16 protein-coding genes and 2 rRNA genes are annotated in these 18,936 nt (G+C 69.7%); 14 read left to right on the forward strand and 4 right to left on the reverse strand.

Annotated features, from left to right (window positions below; translation table 11 throughout):
• From QSK25_RS00005 to QSK25_RS00020, 4 genes are all read left to right on the forward strand, one after another.
• Positions 1-96 (forward strand): 23S ribosomal RNA (locus QSK25_RS00005); the annotation flags it as partial.
• Positions 97-206: 110 nt separating this feature from the next.
• Positions 207-323: ribosomal RNA gene (gene rrf / locus QSK25_RS00010) — 5S ribosomal RNA — on the forward strand.
• A 590-nt stretch (positions 324-913) separates the two neighbouring features.
• Positions 914-2,455 (forward strand): deoxyguanosinetriphosphate triphosphohydrolase family protein, encoded by a 1,542-nt coding sequence (locus QSK25_RS00015; protein WP_285630477.1) that lies wholly within the window; start codon positions 914-916, stop codon positions 2,453-2,455.
• Between the two features lie 329 nt (positions 2,456-2,784).
• Positions 2,785-5,571 (forward strand): S8 family serine peptidase, encoded by a 2,787-nt coding sequence (locus QSK25_RS00020; RefSeq protein WP_285630480.1) that lies wholly within the window; start codon positions 2,785-2,787, stop codon positions 5,569-5,571.
• Positions 5,572-5,634: 63 nt separating this feature from the next.
• Here the strand turns inward: QSK25_RS00020 and QSK25_RS00025 are convergent, their stop codons facing one another.
• On the reverse strand, positions 5,635-6,537 hold the full coding sequence (locus QSK25_RS00025; RefSeq protein ID WP_245822512.1) for a helix-turn-helix domain-containing protein: 903 nt from the start codon (positions 6,535-6,537) through the stop codon (positions 5,635-5,637).
• 319 nt (positions 6,538-6,856) lie between these two features.
• Between QSK25_RS00025 and QSK25_RS00030 the strand changes: the two genes are divergently transcribed.
• A complete protein-coding gene (locus tag QSK25_RS00030; protein WP_285630488.1) occupies positions 6,857-7,537 on the forward strand; it encodes an acVLRF1 family peptidyl-tRNA hydrolase in 681 nt (226 codons plus the stop codon).
• Positions 7,538-7,567: 30 nt separating this feature from the next.
• Here the strand turns inward: QSK25_RS00030 and QSK25_RS00035 are convergent, their stop codons facing one another.
• The gene (locus tag QSK25_RS00035; RefSeq protein WP_285633014.1) at positions 7,568-7,882 is read right to left on the reverse strand and encodes a hypothetical protein; all 315 of its coding nucleotides are present in this window, start codon (positions 7,880-7,882) and stop codon (positions 7,568-7,570) included.
• Between the two features lie 71 nt (positions 7,883-7,953).
• On the opposite strand from QSK25_RS00035, the gene QSK25_RS00040 reads away from it, so the two are divergent.
• From QSK25_RS00040 to QSK25_RS00050, 3 genes are read left to right on the forward strand one after another with little or no spacing between them, the layout of a single operon-like run.
• Positions 7,954-8,457: a SigE family RNA polymerase sigma factor gene (locus tag QSK25_RS00040; RefSeq protein WP_285632890.1), complete on the forward strand. Its 504-nt coding sequence runs from the start codon at positions 7,954-7,956 to the stop codon at positions 8,455-8,457.
• On the forward strand, positions 8,457-8,930 hold the full coding sequence (locus QSK25_RS00045) for a hypothetical protein (protein ID WP_285630493.1): 474 nt from the start codon (positions 8,457-8,459) through the stop codon (positions 8,928-8,930). Before QSK25_RS00040 ends, QSK25_RS00045 begins: the two co-directional genes overlap by 1 nt.
• 17 nt (positions 8,931-8,947) lie before the next feature.
• Positions 8,948-9,430: a GNAT family N-acetyltransferase gene (locus QSK25_RS00050; protein WP_285630496.1), complete on the forward strand. Its 483-nt coding sequence runs from the start codon at positions 8,948-8,950 to the stop codon at positions 9,428-9,430.
• Here QSK25_RS00050 and QSK25_RS00055 read toward each other — a convergent pair.
• Positions 9,317-10,279: an EamA family transporter gene (locus tag QSK25_RS00055; protein ID WP_285630499.1), complete on the reverse strand. Its 963-nt coding sequence runs from the start codon at positions 10,277-10,279 to the stop codon at positions 9,317-9,319. The two genes, QSK25_RS00050 and QSK25_RS00055, sit on opposite strands and share 114 nt — an antisense overlap.
• Before the next feature lie 28 nt (positions 10,280-10,307).
• On the opposite strand from QSK25_RS00055, the gene QSK25_RS00060 reads away from it, so the two are divergent.
• Positions 10,308-11,189 (forward strand): LysR family transcriptional regulator, encoded by an 882-nt coding sequence (locus QSK25_RS00060; RefSeq protein WP_285630502.1) that lies wholly within the window; start codon positions 10,308-10,310, stop codon positions 11,187-11,189.
• Here QSK25_RS00060 and QSK25_RS00065 read toward each other — a convergent pair.
• Complete coding sequence (locus QSK25_RS00065; RefSeq protein WP_285630505.1) at positions 11,170-11,934, reverse strand: SDR family oxidoreductase; 765 nt, start codon at positions 11,932-11,934, stop codon at positions 11,170-11,172. The two genes, QSK25_RS00060 and QSK25_RS00065, sit on opposite strands and share 20 nt — an antisense overlap.
• A gap of 171 nt (positions 11,935-12,105) precedes the next feature.
• Between QSK25_RS00065 and QSK25_RS00070 the strand changes: the two genes are divergently transcribed.
• From QSK25_RS00070 to QSK25_RS00090, 5 genes are all read left to right on the forward strand, one after another.
• Positions 12,106-13,734, forward strand: a complete 1,629-nt coding sequence (locus QSK25_RS00070) for an ABC-F family ATP-binding cassette domain-containing protein (protein ID WP_285630508.1) — start codon at positions 12,106-12,108, stop codon at positions 13,732-13,734.
• A 174-nt stretch (positions 13,735-13,908) separates the two neighbouring features.
• Positions 13,909-14,118 carry a helix-turn-helix domain-containing protein gene (locus tag QSK25_RS00075; protein WP_030473247.1) on the forward strand — a complete coding sequence of 70 codons (210 nt, stop codon included), beginning with the start codon at positions 13,909-13,911 and terminating at the stop codon, positions 14,116-14,118.
• 59 nt (positions 14,119-14,177) lie between these two features.
• On the forward strand, positions 14,178-14,990 hold the full coding sequence (locus QSK25_RS00080) for an enoyl-CoA hydratase/isomerase family protein (RefSeq protein WP_285630511.1): 813 nt from the start codon (positions 14,178-14,180) through the stop codon (positions 14,988-14,990).
• A gap of 90 nt (positions 14,991-15,080) precedes the next feature.
• Positions 15,081-16,970: an ABC transporter ATP-binding protein gene (locus tag QSK25_RS00085; protein WP_285632898.1), complete on the forward strand. Its 1,890-nt coding sequence runs from the start codon at positions 15,081-15,083 to the stop codon at positions 16,968-16,970.
• 132 nt (positions 16,971-17,102) lie between these two features.
• Entirely contained in the window at positions 17,103-18,914 is a 1,812-nt protein-coding gene (locus tag QSK25_RS00090; protein ID WP_285630514.1) for an FAD-binding oxidoreductase, read from the forward strand.
• The last annotated feature ends 22 nt before the right edge of the window (positions 18,915-18,936 follow it).

An 18,936-nucleotide genomic window follows, 5' to 3' on the forward strand; every position in this document is an offset into this window, starting at 1 on the left:
AAGGCCCCCAGCTAGACCACTGGGTTGATAGGCCAGAGGTGGAAGACCGGTAACGGTTGGAGCTGACTGGTACTAATAGGCCGAGGACTTGTTACAAAGACGCTACGCATCCACTGTGCGGTTCTGGGAGAACAACCAGGACCGATCGACCCCTGGCAGAGAAGTTTTCTGCTGGTCGGGGTTCTAGGTTGATATTTCCATAGTGTTTCGGTGGTTATAGCGTTGGGGAAACACCCGGTCCCATTCCGAACCCGGTAGTTAAGCCCTTCTGCGCCGATGGTACTGCACTGGTTACGGTGTGGGAGAGTAGGTCGCCGCCGAACTTACGTACAGAAGGCCCCCGAGGGTCGAGCGCCACAAGCGCTCCCCTCGGGGGTCTTCTGCTGTCTCCACCACCCAGCGCGAACGGTCCGCTCACACCGCCCGCCGGCGCGACCACAGTCCGACGACCCATCGAGCGAACCACGACGATTTGTGGTCCACACACCCGAACCGACCGCAGCCGCGGCCACCTCCAACACCAGGCCTCGTCGCCAAGCCGCAGCACCAAGCCGCAGCACCAAGCTGTCGCCAGCAAGCGAGCTGCGGTCGAACTCCCAACTTGACGACGGCCAACCCTCACGCACCGAACCTCGCGCCCTGTCTTGTGGCACCCACACCGTCACCCCCACACATCTCGCCCCGCACGCCGCACCCCACAACCCCGGTTTTCGCCGCCCCACCCACGGGAGCGCAGCGATCCGCTAACTCGATCGGGTGAGAGACGTCCGGATTCGGCCGGTTCTCCCTCTACTAGTTATTTCGACGAGTCGGTCTCGAGGGAGGTGTCCCAAAAGCATGGTCATCTTCGCCGCGCAATGAGGAAGTCGCGTGGGGAGCCGGCCGCTGACGCCTGCCGGGTACCTTCTCTCCCATGCACAACGAGCAACGCACCGCCCGTCGGTCCGCCGGAGTGGGCAGGACGGCCGACCTCGCCACCAACCCGTTCCGGGTGGACCGAGATCGCGTGGCGAGCAGCCCGTTCTTCGCGAGGCTCGGTGGTGTCACGCAGGTGGTGAGTTCCACGGGCTCCGGGCTGCTGGTGCACAACCGGCTCACCCACAGCCTGAAGGTGGCGCAGGCGGCACGTGCCATCGCTGAGCGGTTGACCGGCCGGCCCGAGCTGACCGCGGTGCTGGAGAAGCTGGGTGGGTGCGACCCCGACGTGGTGGAGGCGGCGGCGTTGGCGCATGACCTGGGGCACCCGCCGTTCGGGCACCTCGGGGAGCAGGTGCTGGACCGGCTGGCTCGGCACCGGTTCGGGTTGCCGGACGGGTTCGAGGGGAACGCGCAGTCGTTTCGGATCGTGACGACCACGGATGTCCGCGGGCCCAAGGCGTTGGGGCTGGACCTGACGGTGGCGGTGCGGGCGGCGATGTTGAAGTACCCGTGGACTCGGCACCAGCCGCTCGGGCTGGAGGTGGCGCCTCGCGGTGCTTCGGAGCCTGATGACATGCCGGGGACCGGTAGTTCGAAGTTCTCGGCCTACGTCACGGAGATCAACGATCTGCGGCAGGCTCGGGAGCCCTTCGAGGGGCGGATCGAGTCGTGGCAGCAGACGGTCGAGGCGAGTGTCATGGACACCGCGGACGACATCGCCTACGCGATTCACGACCTCGAGGACTTCCATCGGGTCGGGGTGTTGCAGCACGCGACTGTTGCGGCTGAGTTGGGGACATGGCAGGCGCAGGCGTTGGACCTGGCCGGGTTGAGCGAGGGGGAGCTCAACGCTGAGATCCGGATGCCTGGGCGGTCGTTGGAGACGTTGCGGCGGCGGATGCATTTGAAGGACTCGTGGGTCATGAGCGACGAGGCGTTCGCGATGGCCGTGCGGAAGGTCAGCAAGGAGCTCGTGGACGGGCTGTTGGCGGTGCCGTTCGACGGGTCCGTGGAGGCCGAGCAGGCGGTGGCCGGGTTCAGTGCCCGGTGGACTCGGCGGTTGGTGGACGCGGTCGGGGTGATCGAGGAGCCGACGGCGCGGTCCGGGCACGTTGTACTGGCTGTCCAACAGTGGCACGAGGTGCAGGTGTTGAAGTTCGTGCATCGGCGGTTCGTGTTGCTCCGTCCCGATTTGGCGTTGCACCAGCGCGGGCAGGCGCGGCTGTTGAGTTCGCTGGTGGACGCGTTGGAGCAGTGGGTGACCGATCGGGCCGAGGCCGATCGGTTGCCGCGGCGGTTGCACGACCTGGTGGAGCTGGCCGAAACGGAGTACGCGGCGCTCGCCCGGACGGAGCCGTCCACATTGGTCGGTGCGGCCGGGGAGTTGCCGGTGGGGCCCGACGTGGTCAAGGGGCTCGCGCGCGGGCGGGCGGTGGTGGACTTCGTGGCTTCGCTGACGGACAACCAGGCCGCGGCGTTGCTGGAGGCGCTGTCCGGGCGGACCGGTCAGTTGTGGACTGACGCGTTTGTCCTGTGACAGCTCCTGTGGCAGGAACTGTGGCAGCGAACTGAGACGTTCTCCGGAGCTGACGACCGGAGGCGTTGTCCTGTGCTGGTGGGCCTGGAACGCCGGCCGACAGCGGTGTCCTGCAACGGTAGTGCGGGACGTCGGCCGGTGGGGTTGTCCTGTTGTCGTGGCCTGTCAGGGTTTGTTCTGTGAAGTGTGATTGTGTCTGCTAAGTGAGAAGTAGCCCAATCGGATGCTGACTGTGATCAGGCAGGCACCATACGTTGACGCCTCGACCGGGAATCGCCGGTCGCAGGCCGCGTGCTCGGGGGCACGCCAACGTTCGGGGGAGATACCCTGTGCGCCGATCTCGAAGAGGCACGACCTTAGCCGTCGCAGGTACCGCAGTTCTTCTGGCCGCACTCACCGCTGTCACGCCGGCGTCCGCAGATCCGGTCAAGGCCGCGAAGACCATCACCGACCGCACCGCGGCGCAGATCGCCGCGCTGCAGAGCATCAAGAAGTCGCTCACCCCTGCTGAGTCCAAAGTAGACAGCGCGCTCGTCGTCGAGGCGCGCAAGCGGGTGTCGACGTCCATCACCAGTGCGCTGCCGCAGGTGCAGACCGGCGTTGCCGTGACGCCGAAGTCGACCACCCTCGTGGACATCCGCGCCAAGCAGTACTCCGAGGACCTCGTCAACGCTGTCCGCGCGGCGGGCGGGCAGATTCGGGCGGTGTCCCCGGAGCACCGCACGGTGCGCGCCGAGGTGCCGGTCGCGAAGATCTCCGAGATCGCGGGACGGGGCGACGTGGCACGCGTCGAGCCCGGCAGTGACGCGATGACGCAGGACGTGAAGAACAAGCGGGACAACAAGAACAAGGCAGCGTCCAAAGAGGACAAGGCTGCGGAGGTCGAGCGCCGGCTCGCCGAGAAGACGCTGTCCGTGCAGGCCGCGAAGGTGGCCGAGAGCGACAAGGCGCACAACGCCGAGGCCGCCCGCGGCAGCTTCCGGGTCACCGGTGTCGGCGTGAAGCTGTGTGCGCTGTCGGACGGTGTGGCCTCGCTGACCGTCTCGCAGAACAACGGCGAACTGCCGGCCGTCGACATCGTGCCCGGGCAGGCGGGCTCCGGTGACGAGGGCACCGCGATGCTCGAGATCCTCCACGACATCGCCCCGAACGCCGAACTCGGCTTCGCCACGGCGTTCAACGGTGACGCGAGCTTCGCCGACAACATCAAGAAGCTGCGCTTCGACCTCGGCTGCGACGTCATCGTCGACGACGTCATCTACTTCAACGAGTCGCCCTTCCAGGACGGCATCATCGCCCGTGCGGTCGACGCGGTCGTCGCCGACGGCGCGCTGTTCTTCTCCAGCGCGGGCAACCAGGGCAACGTCGTTGACGGCACCTCCGGCCACTACGAGGGCCAGTTCGTCGACTCCGGGGTCGGCGTCGGCAAGTTCGCGGGCTCCGCGCACGACTTCAACCCGAACCCCAACCAGAAGCAGCTGTTCAACCCGCTGTCGAACTTCTCCGGCAACGTGCCGACCGTGCTGCACTGGGCCGACCCGCTGGGGCAGTCGGCCAACGACTACGACCTCTACCTGGTCAACGCCCAGGGCAACGTCGTGACGTTCAGCCAGAACAACCAGGACGGCGCCCAGGACCCGTACGAGCGCATCAACACCCCGGCGAGCTCCACGGGCACGCGCCTCGCGGTCGTGAAGTACCGCGGTGACGACAAGTACTTCGCGCTGTCGCTGTTCGGCGGCCGATTCGCCGACACCAACGACGGCCTCAAGAAGTACGTCACGCCCGGCACGACGCGCGGCCACTCGGCGGCCAACGGCGCCATCTCGGTCGCGGCCGCACCGGCTGCCGGCGCACTGCCGTTCGACCTCGAGCCCGGCGACCCGGCCAACCCGAAGGGCCCGTTCCCCGGCGCCTTCGACGGCACGCAGAAGCCGGAGCGCTTCACCTCCGACGGACCGCGCAAGACGTTCTTCGCGCCCGACGGCTCCCCGCTCGCCCAGACCCGGCAGAAGCCGGACATCACCGCGGCCGACGGCGTCACCACGTCGGTGCCGGGCTTCGCGCCGTTCTTCGGCACGTCCGCCGCGGCCCCGAACGCGGCGGCGATCGCCGGTCTGATCCTGTCCGGCAACCCGACGCTGACGCCCGCCGAGGTCAAGGAAGCGCTGACCACGACGGCGATCGACATCGTCGAGTCCGGTGTGGACAACCGCACCGGCGCCGGCATCGTGATGGCCGACCGCGCCCTCGCCTACACGGGCGCGTCACCGCAGGCACTGGCCCGCGCGCAGAAGCCGACCGTCGTCAACGACAACGACGGAAGCGCTTTCCTCAAGCCCGGCACCACGTCCACGGTGACGCTGCCGGTCGCGAACAACGGTGACGGCTCGGCCGCGTCGACCTCGGTCGTGCTGTCGACGACGTCCGCCGGCGTCACCATCGCGCCGCGCTCCAAGTACTACGGCAACATCGACCCGGGCCAGACCGTCAGCAACACCTTCAAGGTGACCGTGCCGGCGAACGCCACGCTCGGCTCGGCGGTCAAGCTCGACGCCCGCGTGACCTACTCGGGCGCGACCTCGCCGGGCACGACCTCGTTCACGCTCCGCGTGGGTGAGCCGTCGCGCCAGTTCCAGACGTTCGCGTACACGGGTGCGCCGATCGCCATCCCGGACAACGACCAGACCGGCGTCTCGATCTCGCTGCCCGTCACGGGCGTCGGGGCGGCGTCGAACCTGAAGTTCTCCGTGGACGGCGCCACCTGCTCCGCGGCGGACGGCGCGACGACGGTCGGCATCGACCACACGTTCGTCGGTGACCTGGTGGGCACGCTCACCTCGCCGTCGGGCAAGAGCGTCACGCTGTTCTCGCGTTCGGGCGGCACCGGCGCGAACATCTGCCAGGCCGTGTTCACCGACGACGCCACGACCTCGTTCTCCAGCGTGACGGCCGCCCAGGCGCCGTTCACGGGCTCCTGGAAGCCGGTCCAGCCGCTGTCGACCCTGACCGCGGACCCGGCCGACGGCACCTGGACCTTCAAGGTCGCCGACGTGGTGGGCACCGACCGCGGCTCGCTGCGCGCGGTCAGCCTGCAGATCGCCGGCTGGGTGTAAGCAGCCGAACGAAGAAGGCCCCCGGCTCACGAGCCGGGGGCCTTCCTCTCATGTCAACAAGAACTAGCGGTTCGGCCACTCCCACCGGATGCCGAACACACCGGGACCGAACCCGAGCGCCACGGCGTGCACGCCGCCACCCGAGTCCAGCGTGAGGTTGCGACGCCGCGACGGCGTCTCGTCCCCGGCCGGCACGCTGTACTGCTGCACGCGCGACGGCAGGTTCGTCTCGTCGAACCGGACCTCGATCACGTACTCGCGGACCGGCAGCCGGAACTTGCGCGCGAACGTGTTGTTGCCCTTGGGGGCGTGACCCTCGGGGAACACCAGCTGGTATTCCATGATCAGGGTCTCGCCGCGGGTCAACGGCCGTTCGAACATCATCTCCGCGACCATGATGTTGGCCTCGTGGTCGCGGGCGATGCGGCCCAGGTGGCAGTTGCGCACGTTCGTGATCTCGGGGAGCACGTCGCTCTCCTCGGTCTCGAACACGAGCGCCCACCGGTCAGGGCCGTCCTGCTCCGCCCGCAGGATCTGCCGCACCCACACGGATTTCTGCCCGCCGTCGGCAGAGATCTCGATGCGGTCGTGCTGGCTGATCCGGCCGAGCTTCAGGTCGGACGACGTGTCGACCTTCGAGAGCAGGTTCGCGACCCGCTCCCGGCGCGCCCAGAGGGCGTCGATCGGCATCATCGTGGTCGGACGGCATCGGCGGCCCCGCGGACGAGGCGGTCCGAGCAACGCCGACAGACCCGACTGAGGCACGCCCAGGACCGACTCGAGGTGCCGCAGCGCCTCCAGTGATTCAGGGCGTTCAGGCCTTCGCCGTCCTGACTGCCAGTAGCTGAGCGTCGCGACGCTGATGGTCACGCCGCGCAGTGCCAACCGGTGCTGGATGCGGTCGAGGCTGAGTCGGCTCGCCTTGATCGCCGCCCTCAACGCTTCCGGGAACGGTCCCGTCGTCAAGAGCTGCGTAAGGCTGCCGTGGCCCGTTGAGTCAGTGTCGTCAACGGTCAGTGTTGGTCGACCGGCAGCAGTCGTCATGGTGACTCCCCGCTGTCATAAGATCACGCCCCAGTGACCCTACCCGTCCGTGAACATCGCTGGTCGGAGCCGGATGGAGTCAATGGTTAATCCATACGGTTGATGAGTTCACGCTTTCGAGACTCATCTGTCAAGCGTTACGAACTCATCGGTAACATCTCCGTGCCGTGCACGGCCCGTGTCTGCCTGGTTCTAGTGTGTGCACGGTGACCGATTTCGACGTGCTGACCTCGGAGGTCGGGTGAGCCGGGTACGTCCGGTTCCCGGCGGCAGGGCCGTCGAGGTCGAACCGGAACGGATCCTGGGGTGGATCGGCAGGTTCTCGACCCGCCACGGCGCCGCCACCATCTCAGTGGGTGAGACCGAGGTCGTCGTCACGGCCGAGGACGGCGCCACGGCCACGTTCCCCACCCGCGGTGGCGAGTCCGTGGAGGAGGTCGTCGCGAAACTGGCCGAACCTCGACGGGTCGGACTCGTGCTCGTGCGGCTCGGCGGGCACAGCGTCGGCATCGCGTACGGCGGCAAGGTCGAGGTGTCGGCCACGGACCGCAAGCAGGTGCACGGCCGCATCCGTGCGGGCGGGTGGTCGCAGCAGCGGTTCGCGAGACGAAGAGAAGGACAGGCCCGCGTCGCGCTCCAGGCCGCGGCCGACGACGTCGCGAGGGTGCTCGTGCCCAGGCTCGCCGACCTCGACTCGGTGGTGCTCGGCGGCGACTGGCAGGCGCTCGACGTCCTGCGCGACGACCGCAGGCTCTCGGGCGTCTTCCGATTGGCCGAGGACCGCGTCCTGGACGTCCCCGAACCCCGGCGCACGGTGCTCGACGAGGCCGCTGAACGGGCCCGATGCGTCGAGATCGTGATCCAGGACACGCGGGCAACCGATGGGGCGCCCGGCCGCATGGATACGGGTGAGGGTGCCTGATCCTGGCACCACCGACACCTGCTGGAGCTGTCAAGTGCGCAAACGAATGGTGATCGTGGCCGGAGCGGTCGCGTTGGGTGCCATCGGCATCGCGGTGCCGGCACTCGCGCTGAGCGGTGGCGAGACCACGCCCCAGCCCACGACGTCTGCTCCGCAGCCGCCCACCTCCGCTCCGGTCGAGACGCCGTCGTCCACGGCGACCCAGGCACCCAGCACGAAGCCCACCGCGCCTTCGTCGACCTCGACGAGGACGCCGACGACGTGGACGGAGCCGACCCCGACGTCGTCGCAGGCGACGAAGCCGCCGGTCCAGACGTCGCCCTCCACCAAGCCGCCGGTGTCCACGAGCCCGGCGCACCCGCAGCCCCCGAGCAGCGCGCCGGTGGCGACGACGCCCGCCGGGTGAGGAGTCCCCGCTGAACTGGGAGGCTGAGTTCACCGACTGCTTCGACCGGTGCGCCGACTCGATGCGCTTCACGGCGTTCCTGCTGTGCGGCAACTGGCACGAGGCGGAGGACGTCATGCAGTCGGCGTTCTTGAAGCTGTACCTGGCAGGTCCGAAGCTCGCGGACCGGTCGGGGCTCGAACCGTACCTGCGGCAGATCGTCGTGCGGACGTTCCTCGCGGAACGCCGCAAAGTGCGCTGGCGCAGGGAGAAGCTGACTGACGCACCCCCAGAGGGCCTGTCCTCCGCCATCGCGGCGGAGGACAGGCTCGTGGTGTGGCAGGCGCTCACCGCCGTCCCCGCACGGCAGCGCGCTGTCCTCGTGCTGCGCTTTTGGCACGATCTGAGCGTCGAGGACACGGCGGCCGCGCTGAAGTGCTCGACGGGCACGGTGAAGTCGCAGAGCAGCAAGGGCCTGGCGGCGTTGCGCCGCGAGCTCGGGCCCGAATTCGACCACTTGAGGCTGGAGGTGTGATGGTCCGCGAGGACGACCTGCGGGCGACTTTCTCCGCCCTGCACGACGAAGAGGCGCCGCCGCGGGTCATCACCGCGGCCGACCTGATCTCGCGCGGCGAGGCCGTGCGCACCCGGCGCCGCCGCACCCTGGCGGTCGCCGGCAGCGGCCTCGCGACCGTCGGCGTGGTGGCGGTGGCGCTCGCCGTGCTGCCCGGCGCTGCACCCGTGGAACCGGCGGACGTCCCGTCGTCGGTGCTGCCGTCGGCCACCACCACGACGACACCGCCTCCCGCGCCCACGCCGTCGAGCTCGGCCGAGACGACACCGCACTCGAAGCCGCCGGTGGGCACCACGCCGACCTCGACCGAGGTGCACCCGCCCAGCTCTCCGACCGGCACGTCCTCGCCCGTCACGGTCACCAAGCCCGTCCCGCCCTCGTCGAACGCGCCGAAGTCGGAGCCGGCGTCGAACCCGCCCTCCACGTCGCGCTGAACGGCATGCTGGAGGCCATGCAGATCCGCCTGGCCGAGATCACCGATGCCGACCGCGACGCCGTGCTCGCCGTCCGCGTCCGCCCCGAGCAGGAACGGTTCGTCGCGTCCGTCGAGAAGTCGTTCCAGGACGCGCGGGACAACCCGGAGGCGCAACCGTGGTTCCGCGCGGTCCACGACGGCCCGGTGCCCGTCGGGTTCGTCATGCTGAGCTGGGGCCTCGTGCCCGGCCCGGGGCTGCGCGGGCCGTACTTCCTGTGGCGGCTGCTCATCGGCGCCGAGTTCCAGGGGCGCGGGTACGGCCGCGCGGTCCTGGACGAGGTGGTGACGTTGCTGCGCGCGGCCGGGGCGACCGAGCTGTGGACCAGCTGCGTGCCCGGTGACGGGTCACCCGAGCCGTTCTACCGCCGCTACGGCTTTCTGCCGACGGGGGAGGTGGACGAGGACGGCGAGGTCGTGCTTCGGCTGCCGCTGGCTCGCGACGATCGCGGTCAGGGCTAGCGCGAACCCGGCGAGCTGCACGGCGTCCAGCGTCTGCCCCAGCACCACCACCCCGAGCACGGCGGCCATCATCGGCGACAGCAGGCCGAGCATCGACACGGACGTGACCGGCAGCGTGGTGATCGCGCGGAACCACAGCACGTACGCGAGCAGCCCGCCGATGCCGCCGAGCCACAGGTACCCGAGCGCGGCGCCCAGACCGATCGCGGGCGGTGCTCCCTCGACCAGGAACGTCACCGGCACCAGGAACAGGCCACCCGCCGCGAGCTGCCAGCCCGCGAACGCCGTGGGGCTCGCGTTCTCCGGCCTGCCCCACTTCTTGGTGAGCGTGACGCCCAACGCCATCGTCGCGGCGCCACCGAGCCCGGCCGCGACGCCGATCAGGTCGAACCCGGCGGCCGGGCCGAGCACGACCAGGCCGACACCGGTCACACCCACGACGCCCCATGCGAGCCGCCAGGCCGACGGTCGCTCCTCGAGCACCCCGACCGCCAGCAACGCCACCACGAGCGGCTGAGCGGCGCCCAGGGTGGCCGCCACACCGCCCGGCAGCCGTTCCGCCGCGAGGAACAGGAACGGGAAGAACAGGCCGATGTTCAGCACGCCCAGTGCGGCCGCCTTCGCCCACCACGCGCCCTGCGGCACCGACCTCGTCAGCGCGATCGCGACCAGGCCCGCGGGCAACGCCCGGAGCAGGCCCGCGAACAGCGGGTGACCGGGCGGCAGGAGCTCGGTCGTGACGACGTAGGTGGAACCCCAGACGAGCGGGGCGAAGGCGGCGAGCGCGGTGCGGTTCACGTCTTCGAGTCTCGATGCGCTGCGTCTATGAGTCCAACACATGGTTTTCATCCGATCCATCGTGATTCAAGATGGACGGGTGGAGCTCCAGCAGATGCGGTACGTGCTCGCCGTCGCCGAAACCGGCAGTTTCACGAAGGCCGCACGCCAATGCCTCGTGGTGCAGTCGGCGCTCAGCCACCAGATCGCCCGGCTGGAACGGTCGCTGGGCGCCCGGCTGTTCGAACGGACCAGTCGCAGCGTCCGGCTGACGCCCGCCGGAGCGGCGTTCCTGCCCGCCGCGCGGCAGTGCCTGGAGTTCGCGGAACGGGCCGTGGCCGAGGTGGCGGCCGCGGTGGGCCAGGTGCGCGGGAAGGTCGTCGTCGGCGTGATCCCGACCGTGGCGGCCGTGGACCTGCCCGCGGCGTTGCGGGTGTTCCGGGAGAGGTACCCGGACGTGCGGGTGGCGTTGCGGATGCTGTCGAGCCTCGAGATGGTGCGGCTGGTCCGGGAGGGCTCGCTGGACCTCGCGTTCCTCGGGTTGCCGCCGGGGGTGACTCCGGAGGGCGTGCGGGTGCGGGAACTGGACCGCGACGACCACGTCGCCGTGGTGGCCGCCGGGCACCGGTTCGCCCGGCGGGCCCGCGTGACGCTGGGGGAGCTGGCCGAGGAGCAGTTCGCCGACTTCCCGGTGTCCTCGCCGGGCCGGACCCAGTCCGACCAGGCGTTCGCCGGCGCAGGGCTGCACCGGGAGGTGGCGTACGAGGTGACGACCGCCGAGCTGATGGCCGGGCTGATCCGGGAGGAGCTGGCGGTGGCCGTGTTGCCGGCGAAGTACACGCCGCAGCTGACCGGGGTGGTGACCGTGCCGATCGTGGACGGGCCTTCGCGGGTGGAGCACCTCGTGTGGAGTTCCGGAGGGCTCACACCCGCGGCCGCGGCGTTCCTGGACGTGCTGGGGGTCAGCCCGCGGTCCCCGTAGACAGCAGGCCGCCGTCCACGCGCACGGTCTCGCCCGTGATCCACGAAGCGCCATCGGAGCAGAGGAACGCCACGAGAGAGGCGACGTCCTCAGGGGTGCCAAGCCGCTTCATCGGGTACTGCTGCTGCGCTTCTTCCTCGCGGCCCACGTAGAGCGCTTCCGCGAACTTCGTCTTCACGACGGCCGGTGCGACAGCGTTCACGCGCACCTTCGGGCCGAGCTGCCACGCGAGTTCCTCGGTGAGGCGGATCAGCGCGGCCTTCGAGGCGCCGTACGCGCCGATCACGCCGGTCGACCGGATGCCGCCGATCGAGGCGACGTTCACGACCGCGCCGCCGTGCTCGCCCATCCACGCCTTCCACGCGAGCTGGATGAAACCGAGCGTGGCGACCACGTTGACGTCGAAGATCTTCCGGACCGCGTTGAGGTCTGCCTCCATCAGGAAGCCGTACTGCGGGTTGATGCCGGTGTTGTTCACGAGGACGTCGAGGCTGCCGAACTCCTCCACGGTGCGTGTGACGGCGTCGGCGCGTGCGTCCTCATCGCCCGCGTTGCCCGGCACGGCGAGAACACGGCCGCCGGTGTCGGAACGCAGCTGCGCGGCCGCTTCCTCCAGCTGGTCCGGCTTGCGGCCGGTGATCGCCACGGCGGCGCCGCGGGAGAGGAGTTCGCGTGCGATGCCGAAGCCGATGCCGCGGGACGCGCCGGTGACCAGGGCGGCCCTGCCCGAGAAGTCTTCGCTCATAACGGCAATCTATGCGTCCCGCCACAGGTGGGAAATTCGATGGTCGTGATCCCGTAGAATGGGTGCCGTGATCCTCCTCGAGTAGGCCGACCCGGACGTGCCATCCCTTGTCATGCCCGGCTGTGCTCGATCCCTGAAGCACAGAACGCAAGCCTTTCGGAGTTGTTTCTCTTGATCACCGCAACTGACATGGAGTTGCGCGCGGGCTCACGCATTCTCGTGAGTGGCGCCAACCTGCGCGTTCAGCCCGGCGACCGGATCGGCCTCGTCGGCCGCAACGGTGCCGGCAAGACCACCTCCCTGCGCGTTCTCGCCGGTGAGGGCGAGCCCTACGCCGGCGCGATCATGCGCAAGGGCGCGCTCGGCTACCTGCCGCAGGACCCGCGCGAGGGCGACCTGTCGGTCATCGCCAAGGACCGCGTGCTGTCCGCGCGCGGCCTCGACCAGCTGATCCGCGACATGGAGAAGTCCCAGTCGAGGATGTCCGAGCTGGTCGACCCCGACGAGCTCGACAAGGCCGTCGCCAAGTACGGCAAGCTCGAGGAGCGCTTCGCGGCGCTCGGCGGGTACGCGGCCGAGTCCGAGGCCGCCCGCATCTGCTCCAACCTCGGCCTGCCGGACCGCGTTCTCGCGCAGCCGCTCAGCACGCTCTCCGGCGGTCAGCGCCGCCGCGTCGAGCTGGCGCGCATCCTGTTCGCCGCCTCCGAGGCCGGCGTCGGTGCGAAGTCCAGCACGATCCTGCTGATCGACGAGCCCACGAACCACCTCGACGCCGACTCGATCACGTGGCTGCGCGGGTTCCTCAAGTCGCACGACGGCGGGCTCGTCGTGATCTCCCACGACGTGGAGCTGCTCGACGACGTCGTCAACAAGGTGTGGTTCCTCGACGCGATCCGCGGTGAGGTCGACATCTACAACCTGGGCTGGAAGAAGTACCTCGAAGCCCGCGCGACGGACGAGAAGCGCCGCCGCCGCGAGCGCGCCAACGCCGAGAAGAAGGCCGGCGCGTTGATGACGCAGGCCGCCAAGATGGGCGCGAAGGCCACCAAGGCCGTTGCGGCGCAGAACATGGCGAAGCGCGCGCAGAAGCTGCTCGACGGCCTCGACGACGTGCGCCAGAACGACAAGGTCGCGCGGATCAGCTTCCCGGCGCCCGCGCCGTGCGGCAAGACCCCTTTGATGGCAGAGGGTCTGAGCAAGTCCTACGGCTCGCTGGAGATCTTCACCGGCGTGGACCTCGCGATCGACAGGGGTTCCCGCGTCGTCGTGCTCGGCTTCAACGGCGCCGGCAAGACGACGCTGCTGCGGTTGCTCGGCGGCAGCGAGAAGATGGACGCTGGCCAGGTCGTGCCCGGCCACGGCCTGAAGATCGGCTACTTCGCGCAGGAGCACGAGACGCTCGACCACAACGCGTCGGTGTGGGAGAACATCCGCCACATGGCGCCGGACGAGCAGGAACAGCGGCTGCGGTCGTTGCTCGGCACGTTCCTGTTCAGCGGCGAGCAGCTCGACCAGCCCGCGGGCACGTTGTCCGGTGGCGAGAAGACGCGCCTGGCGCTCGCCGGTCTGGTGTCGTCGGCGGCGAACGTGCTGCTGCTCGACGAGCCCACGAACAACCTCGACCCGGCCTCGCGCGAGCAGGTCCTCGACGCGTTGCGGCGCTACGAGGGCGCTGTCGTCCTCGTGACGCACGACCCCGGCGCGGTCGAGGCGTTGGAGCCCGAGAGGGTCATCCTGCTGCCCGACGGAACCGAGGACCACTGGTCCGAGGACTACCTCGAACTCGTCCAGCTGGCGTGATCTCCACCCGTCAAAGGATTACCGAGCGCGTTCTGTGATCAACTCAGTGTGATCAAATCGACCGTTCGGCGATCTCTTTGCTTGATCACCTGGCGTTCTGCCGGTTCCTGTTCGATCATTGCGACGACAGGGGCCGTCAAACGGCCCACCTGCTCGTACGGAAGGCGGGACAAGGTGGCTGACCTGAAGAAGGGCGCCCGGATCACCGGCGCCACGCGGGACAAGCTGGCCGCTGACCTGAAGAAGAAGTACGAAAAGGGCGCGAGCATCCGGGCTCTGGCCGAGAGCACCGGGCGTTCCTACGGCTTCGTGCACCGGGTTCTTTCGGAATCCGGGGTCACGCTGCGCGGTCGCGGTGGCGCCACCCGCACGAAGAAGAAGTAGCCAAAACTCAGACTGCTACTCTCCGGTAACTAGCTTCTAGTCCGCCGGAGGTACCGATCATGCCAGTGCCCTCTATCGACGCTGGCGTGCTCGAGCGCGGTGGCGTTCGGCTCGCGATCTCCGGGCCGCGCGCGACCATCACGCTCGATCGTCCCGACGTGCTCAACGCGCAGACGCCCGCCACGTGGCAGGCGTTGCGGCACATCGGCGAGCAGCTGGAACCGGACGTCCGCGTCGTGGTCGTCCGGGGTTCCGGTCGCGCCTTCTCGGCGGGACTGGACCGGCGCATGTTCACCGGTGAGCCCGTCGACGGCGAACCCGGTGGTCTCGGTGCGATCCTGGCGTTGTCGCCCGCGGAGGCGGACGCCCGCATCGCGTCGTACCAGGCCGGGTTCAGCTGGCTGCGCGACCCGGCACGCGTGACGATCGCCGCGGTGCACGGGCATGCCATCGGCGCGGGTTTCCAGTTGGCGCTGGCGTGCGACTTCCGCGTGCTCGCCGAGGACGCGCAGTTCTGCATGGCCGAGACCGGGCTGGGTCTGGTGCCCGATCTCGGTGGCACGCTGCCGCTGGTGCGACTCGTGGGGTACTCGCGCGCGGCCGAGATGTGCGTGACCTCCCGCCGGGTGCCGGCGGAGGAGGCGCTGCGGATCGGCCTCGCGAACTCCGTCGTGCCCGCGGACGGGCTGGACGCCGCCGTCGACACGCTGGCGGCCGCTGTGCTGAAGTCGCCGGCCGGTGCCGTCTCCGAGACGTTGGCGCTGATCGCCTCGGCTGCTTCGGGGGTTTCGGCCGACGAGCAGCTCGCGGTGGAGCGCGCCGCCCAGCTGCGCCGGCTGCAGTCGTTCGCGGCCCTGTCCGCTCAAAGCTGAACTGTTGTGCGTTCCTAGCACCGCGCGAAGGAATTGTCAGACCGCTGTGCTGTTCTAGTCAGCGTGGACGGATACAGCTCCTGGCGGTTCATGATGGGGGTCACCTCGGACGCGCCTGACAAGGTGCGCCGGGGGACCTTCCGGCGCGTGCTGGCCTTCGCCCGGCCGCACCGGGCGAAGCTCGTCGTGTTCCTGCTGCTGACGGTCGTGTCGTCGGTGCTCGCGGTGTCGACGCCGCTGCTCGCCGGCCGGGTGGTCGACGCGATCGTCGGCGGCTCGGTGCCGTCGGTCGTGGTGTGGCTGGCGGTGGCGATCGCGCTGATCGCCGTGGTCGACGCCGGGCTGGGGGTGGTCGAGCGGTGGCAGTCGACGCGCATCGGTGAAGGTCTGATCTACGACCTGCGTCGCGCCGTGTTCGGTCACGTGCAGAAGATGCCCGTCGCGTTCTTCACGCGCACACGCACGGGTGCGTTGGTCTCGCGGCTGAACAACGACGTGATCGGCGCGCAGCGCGCGTTCACCTCGACGCTGTCGGGGTTCGTCACGAACATCATCCAGCTGGCGTTGTCGCTGGCCGTCATGTTCACGTTGTCGTGGCAGGTCACCGCCCTGGCCCTGGTGCTACTGCCCGTCTTCGTGCTGCCCGCCAAGCGGATGGGGCGCCGGATGGCCGACATGCAGCGCGAGGCCTCCGCCCTGAACGCGTCGATGGTCACGCAGTCGACCGAGCGCTTCTCCGCGCCGGGCGCGACGCTGGTGAAGCTCTTCGGCCGCCCGGACCGCGAGGAGCAGGAGTTCTCCGAGAAGGCCGCGAAGGTGCGCGACATCGGCATCCGCACCGCGATGGCCACCCGCTGGTTCATGACGGGCCTGACCCTGGTGTCGGCGCTGGCGCAGGCCCTGGTCTACGGCCTCGGCGGCTACCTCGCGCTGACAGGCCACCTGGCAGCGGGCGCCGTCGTGTCGCTGGCCCTGCTGCTGACCCGCCTCTACGCACCGCTGACCGCGTTGGCGAACGCCCGCGTGGACCTGATGACGGCGCTGGTGTCGTTCGAGCGCGTTTTCGAGGTCCTCGACCTGGACCCGATGATCAAGGAACGTCCGGACGCCCGCCCGTTGCCCGACGGCCCGGTGTCGGTGGAGTTCGACGACGTCCGCTTCGGCTACCCGTCGGCGGACAAGGTGTCCCTGGCCTCCCTGGAGTCCGTGGCCACTTTGGACACTCGTGGCGGCGAGGAGGTGTTGCACGGCATCAGCTTCAAGGCCGAGGCCGGTTCGCTGGTGGCGCTGGTCGGCTCGTCGGGCGCCGGCAAGTCGACGCTCGCCTCGCTCGTGCCGCGCCTGTACGACGTCGACTCCGGTGTGGTGCGGCTGTCCGATGTGGACGTGCGGGACCTGACTTTCGAAGCGCTCCGCTCGTCGGTCGGCGTGGTCACCCAGGACGGCCACCTGTTCCACGACACGATCCGGGCCAACCTCGACTACGCCTCCCCGGGAGCCTCCGACGACGACCTGTGGGACGCCCTGCGCCGAGCCCGCCTGCTCGACCTGGTCGCCTCGCTGCCCGACCGGTTGGACACCGTCGTGGGTGAACGCGGCTACCGCCTCTCCGGCGGTGAACGCCAACGCCTCACGATCGCCCGCCTGCTGCTGGCCAAGCCCCGCGTCGTGATCCTGGACGAGGCCACCGCCCACCTGGACTCGGAGTCCGAGGCGGCCGTCCAGGAGGCCCTGACCGAGGCGCTGCAGGGCCGCACGTCGCTGGTGATCGCGCACCGGCTCTCCACCATCCGCGCCGCCGACCAGATCCTGGTGCTCGAACACGGCGAGATCGTGGAACGGGGCACGCACACCGAACTGATGACGGCCGAGGGCCGCTACGCCGACCTTTACAACACCCAGTTCGCCGAGCCCCCGGTGGTTGGTGTGCTGCCGACGCCGAAGTTCAGCGAACGCCTGGAGGCGCCGCAGACGACCTGAGCCCCAGGCGCGCGGTGGAGGCGGAGTCAGCCGATCGGTGGGGTCCGCCTCCACCGCGCGGCCGGGTGATCGGCTGATGTCGCGCGGATCCCGCTCCGCCACGGTGGGAACACCAAGGCGGAAGGGATCGGCATGAAGGACTTCGGGGGAGACCGCGCCGAACGCACGACCGGTGCGGGCGCACGAGAAGCGGCCACGAGCGGGCACGCGGGCGGTGGGGGAGGTCGGGTCAGCTGGCGTGCGCTGGTGGCGGGTGCCGGTGCCGTCGCAACTGACGGGGGCGCACGCGAAGCGGTCACGAGCGGCGGGCACGCGGGTGGTGCCGGTGGTCGGGTCAGCCGGCGCGCACTGCTGGCGGGTGCCGGTGCCGTCGCGGCCGGTGGGCTGGTCGTGCCGGGGCGAGCCGCTGCGGCACAACCCACGCCGGAGCGAGCCGCTGCGGCGCAACTCGCGCCGGGATCGCTCGACGCCGTCCGGGCGGGGTCTCCCACGCGGATCGTTCCCGGCGAGGCCAGGTACGAGAACCTGCTGCGGGGCAACAACTTCCGGTTCGTCGGCAGCCCCGACGAGATCAGGGTCGCCACCTCGGCCGAGCAGGTGGTGCGGGCCGTCGACGAGGCCGTGCAGGCGGGGCGGCGGGTCGCGGTGCGCAGCGGCGGCCACTGCTTCGAGGACTTCACGGCCTCGGCCGAGGTGAGGTCGCTGATCGACCTCACCTCGTTGAACGCGGTCGGGTACGACGAACGCCGGAAGGCGTTCTTCGTCGAGCCCGGGGCGACCCTCGGCCAGGTGTACCGGGTGCTGGGGGCCGGGTGGGGCGTGACGGTGCCTGGTGGCGGGTGTCCCGAGGTGGGGGCCGGTGGGCACTTCGCGGGCGGCGGGTACGGGCCCTTGTCGCGCCGGTACGGGGCCGTGGTGGACCACCTGCACGGGGTCGAGGTCGTGGTGGTGGGACGGGACGGGCGGGCCCGGCTCGTCACGGCGACGCGAGAGCCGGGGGATCCCCACCGGGAGCTGTGGTGGGCGCACACCGGGGGCGGGGGCGGGAACTTCGGGGTGGTGACGCGGTACTGGTTGCGGTCGCCGCGGGGCGGGCTGCCGCCGTTGCCGCGGGCGATGGTGCAGCACGTGACGTTCTGGGACTGGGGTCAGCTCAGCGCGGAGAAGCTGGCGCGGTTGCTGAGGAACTTCGGGGAGTGGCACGAGCGCGGCAGTGCGCCCGGCGACCCGCGCACCGGCCTGTACGGGGTGCTGGAGGTCAAGCACCAGGCCGGCGGGATCGTGATGTTGTCGGTGCAGGCCGACGCCGATCTGCCCGGCATCGACGGGCTGGTGGACGAGCTCGTCGCGAACGTGGGCGAAGGGCTCACGCCGGTGTTCGACCTGCGCAAGACGGTGCCGTGGCTGCACAAGATGACGTGGCCCGGCACGGGAGAACCGGGTGACGTGCTGACGCGTCGGTACAAGATCAAGGCCGGCTACCTCAGGAAGGCGTTCACCGGCGCGCAGTGCGCGGCGTTGTGGCGCAACCTCACCAAGGACGGTGGGGCGCAGGGCAGTGTGCTGCTCATCGGGTACGGCGGGCAGGCCGGCGCCGTCCAGCCGCAGGACACCGCCATCGCGCAGCGGGACGTGGTGATGAAGGCGGTCTACCAGGCGGTGTGGACCGAGGAACAGGAGGACGCGGGCAACCTGGCGTGGGTGCGCGGGCTCTACCGGGACGTCTACGCGGAGACCGGCGGTGTGCCGGTGCCGAACGAGGTCAACGACGGCTCGTACATCAACTACGCCGACGCCGACCTGGCCGACCCGTTGTGGAACACCTCCGGCACGAGCGCACAAAGCCTGTACTACAAGGAGAACTACCCGCGGCTGCAACGCATCAAGGCGAAATGGGATCCCCGCAACGTCTTCCGGCACTCGCTGTCCATCCAGCCTGGCTAGGCTGTGCGACATCCTGGGGAGG

The sequence above is a fragment of the Lentzea sp. NBRC 102530 genome (genome assembly GCF_030269365.1).
GTDB lineage: Bacteria > Actinomycetota > Actinomycetes > Mycobacteriales > Pseudonocardiaceae > Lentzea.

What these genes read in the sequence shown, in the direction of transcription:
- QSK25_RS00015 (WP_285630477.1), top strand. Translation starts at nt 914, where the DNA reads ATGCACAACGAGCAACGCACCGCCCGTCGGTCCGCCGGAGTGGGCAGG.
- QSK25_RS00045 (WP_285630493.1), top strand. Translation starts at nt 8,457, where the DNA reads ATGGTCCGCGAGGACGACCTGCGGGCGACTTTCTCCGCCCTGCACGAC.
- QSK25_RS00050 (WP_285630496.1), top strand. Translation starts at nt 8,948, where the DNA reads ATGCAGATCCGCCTGGCCGAGATCACCGATGCCGACCGCGACGCCGTG.
- QSK25_RS00055 (WP_285630499.1), bottom strand. Translation starts at nt 10,279, where the DNA reads ATGAAAACCATGTGTTGGACTCATAGACGCAGCGCATCGAGACTCGAA.
- QSK25_RS00065 (WP_285630505.1), bottom strand. Translation starts at nt 11,934, where the DNA reads ATGAGCGAAGACTTCTCGGGCAGGGCCGCCCTGGTCACCGGCGCGTCC.
- QSK25_RS00080 (WP_285630511.1), top strand. Translation starts at nt 14,178, where the DNA reads ATGCCAGTGCCCTCTATCGACGCTGGCGTGCTCGAGCGCGGTGGCGTT.
- QSK25_RS00085 (WP_285632898.1), top strand. Translation starts at nt 15,081, where the DNA reads ATGATGGGGGTCACCTCGGACGCGCCTGACAAGGTGCGCCGGGGGACC.
- QSK25_RS00090 (WP_285630514.1), top strand. Translation starts at nt 17,103, where the DNA reads ATGAAGGACTTCGGGGGAGACCGCGCCGAACGCACGACCGGTGCGGGC.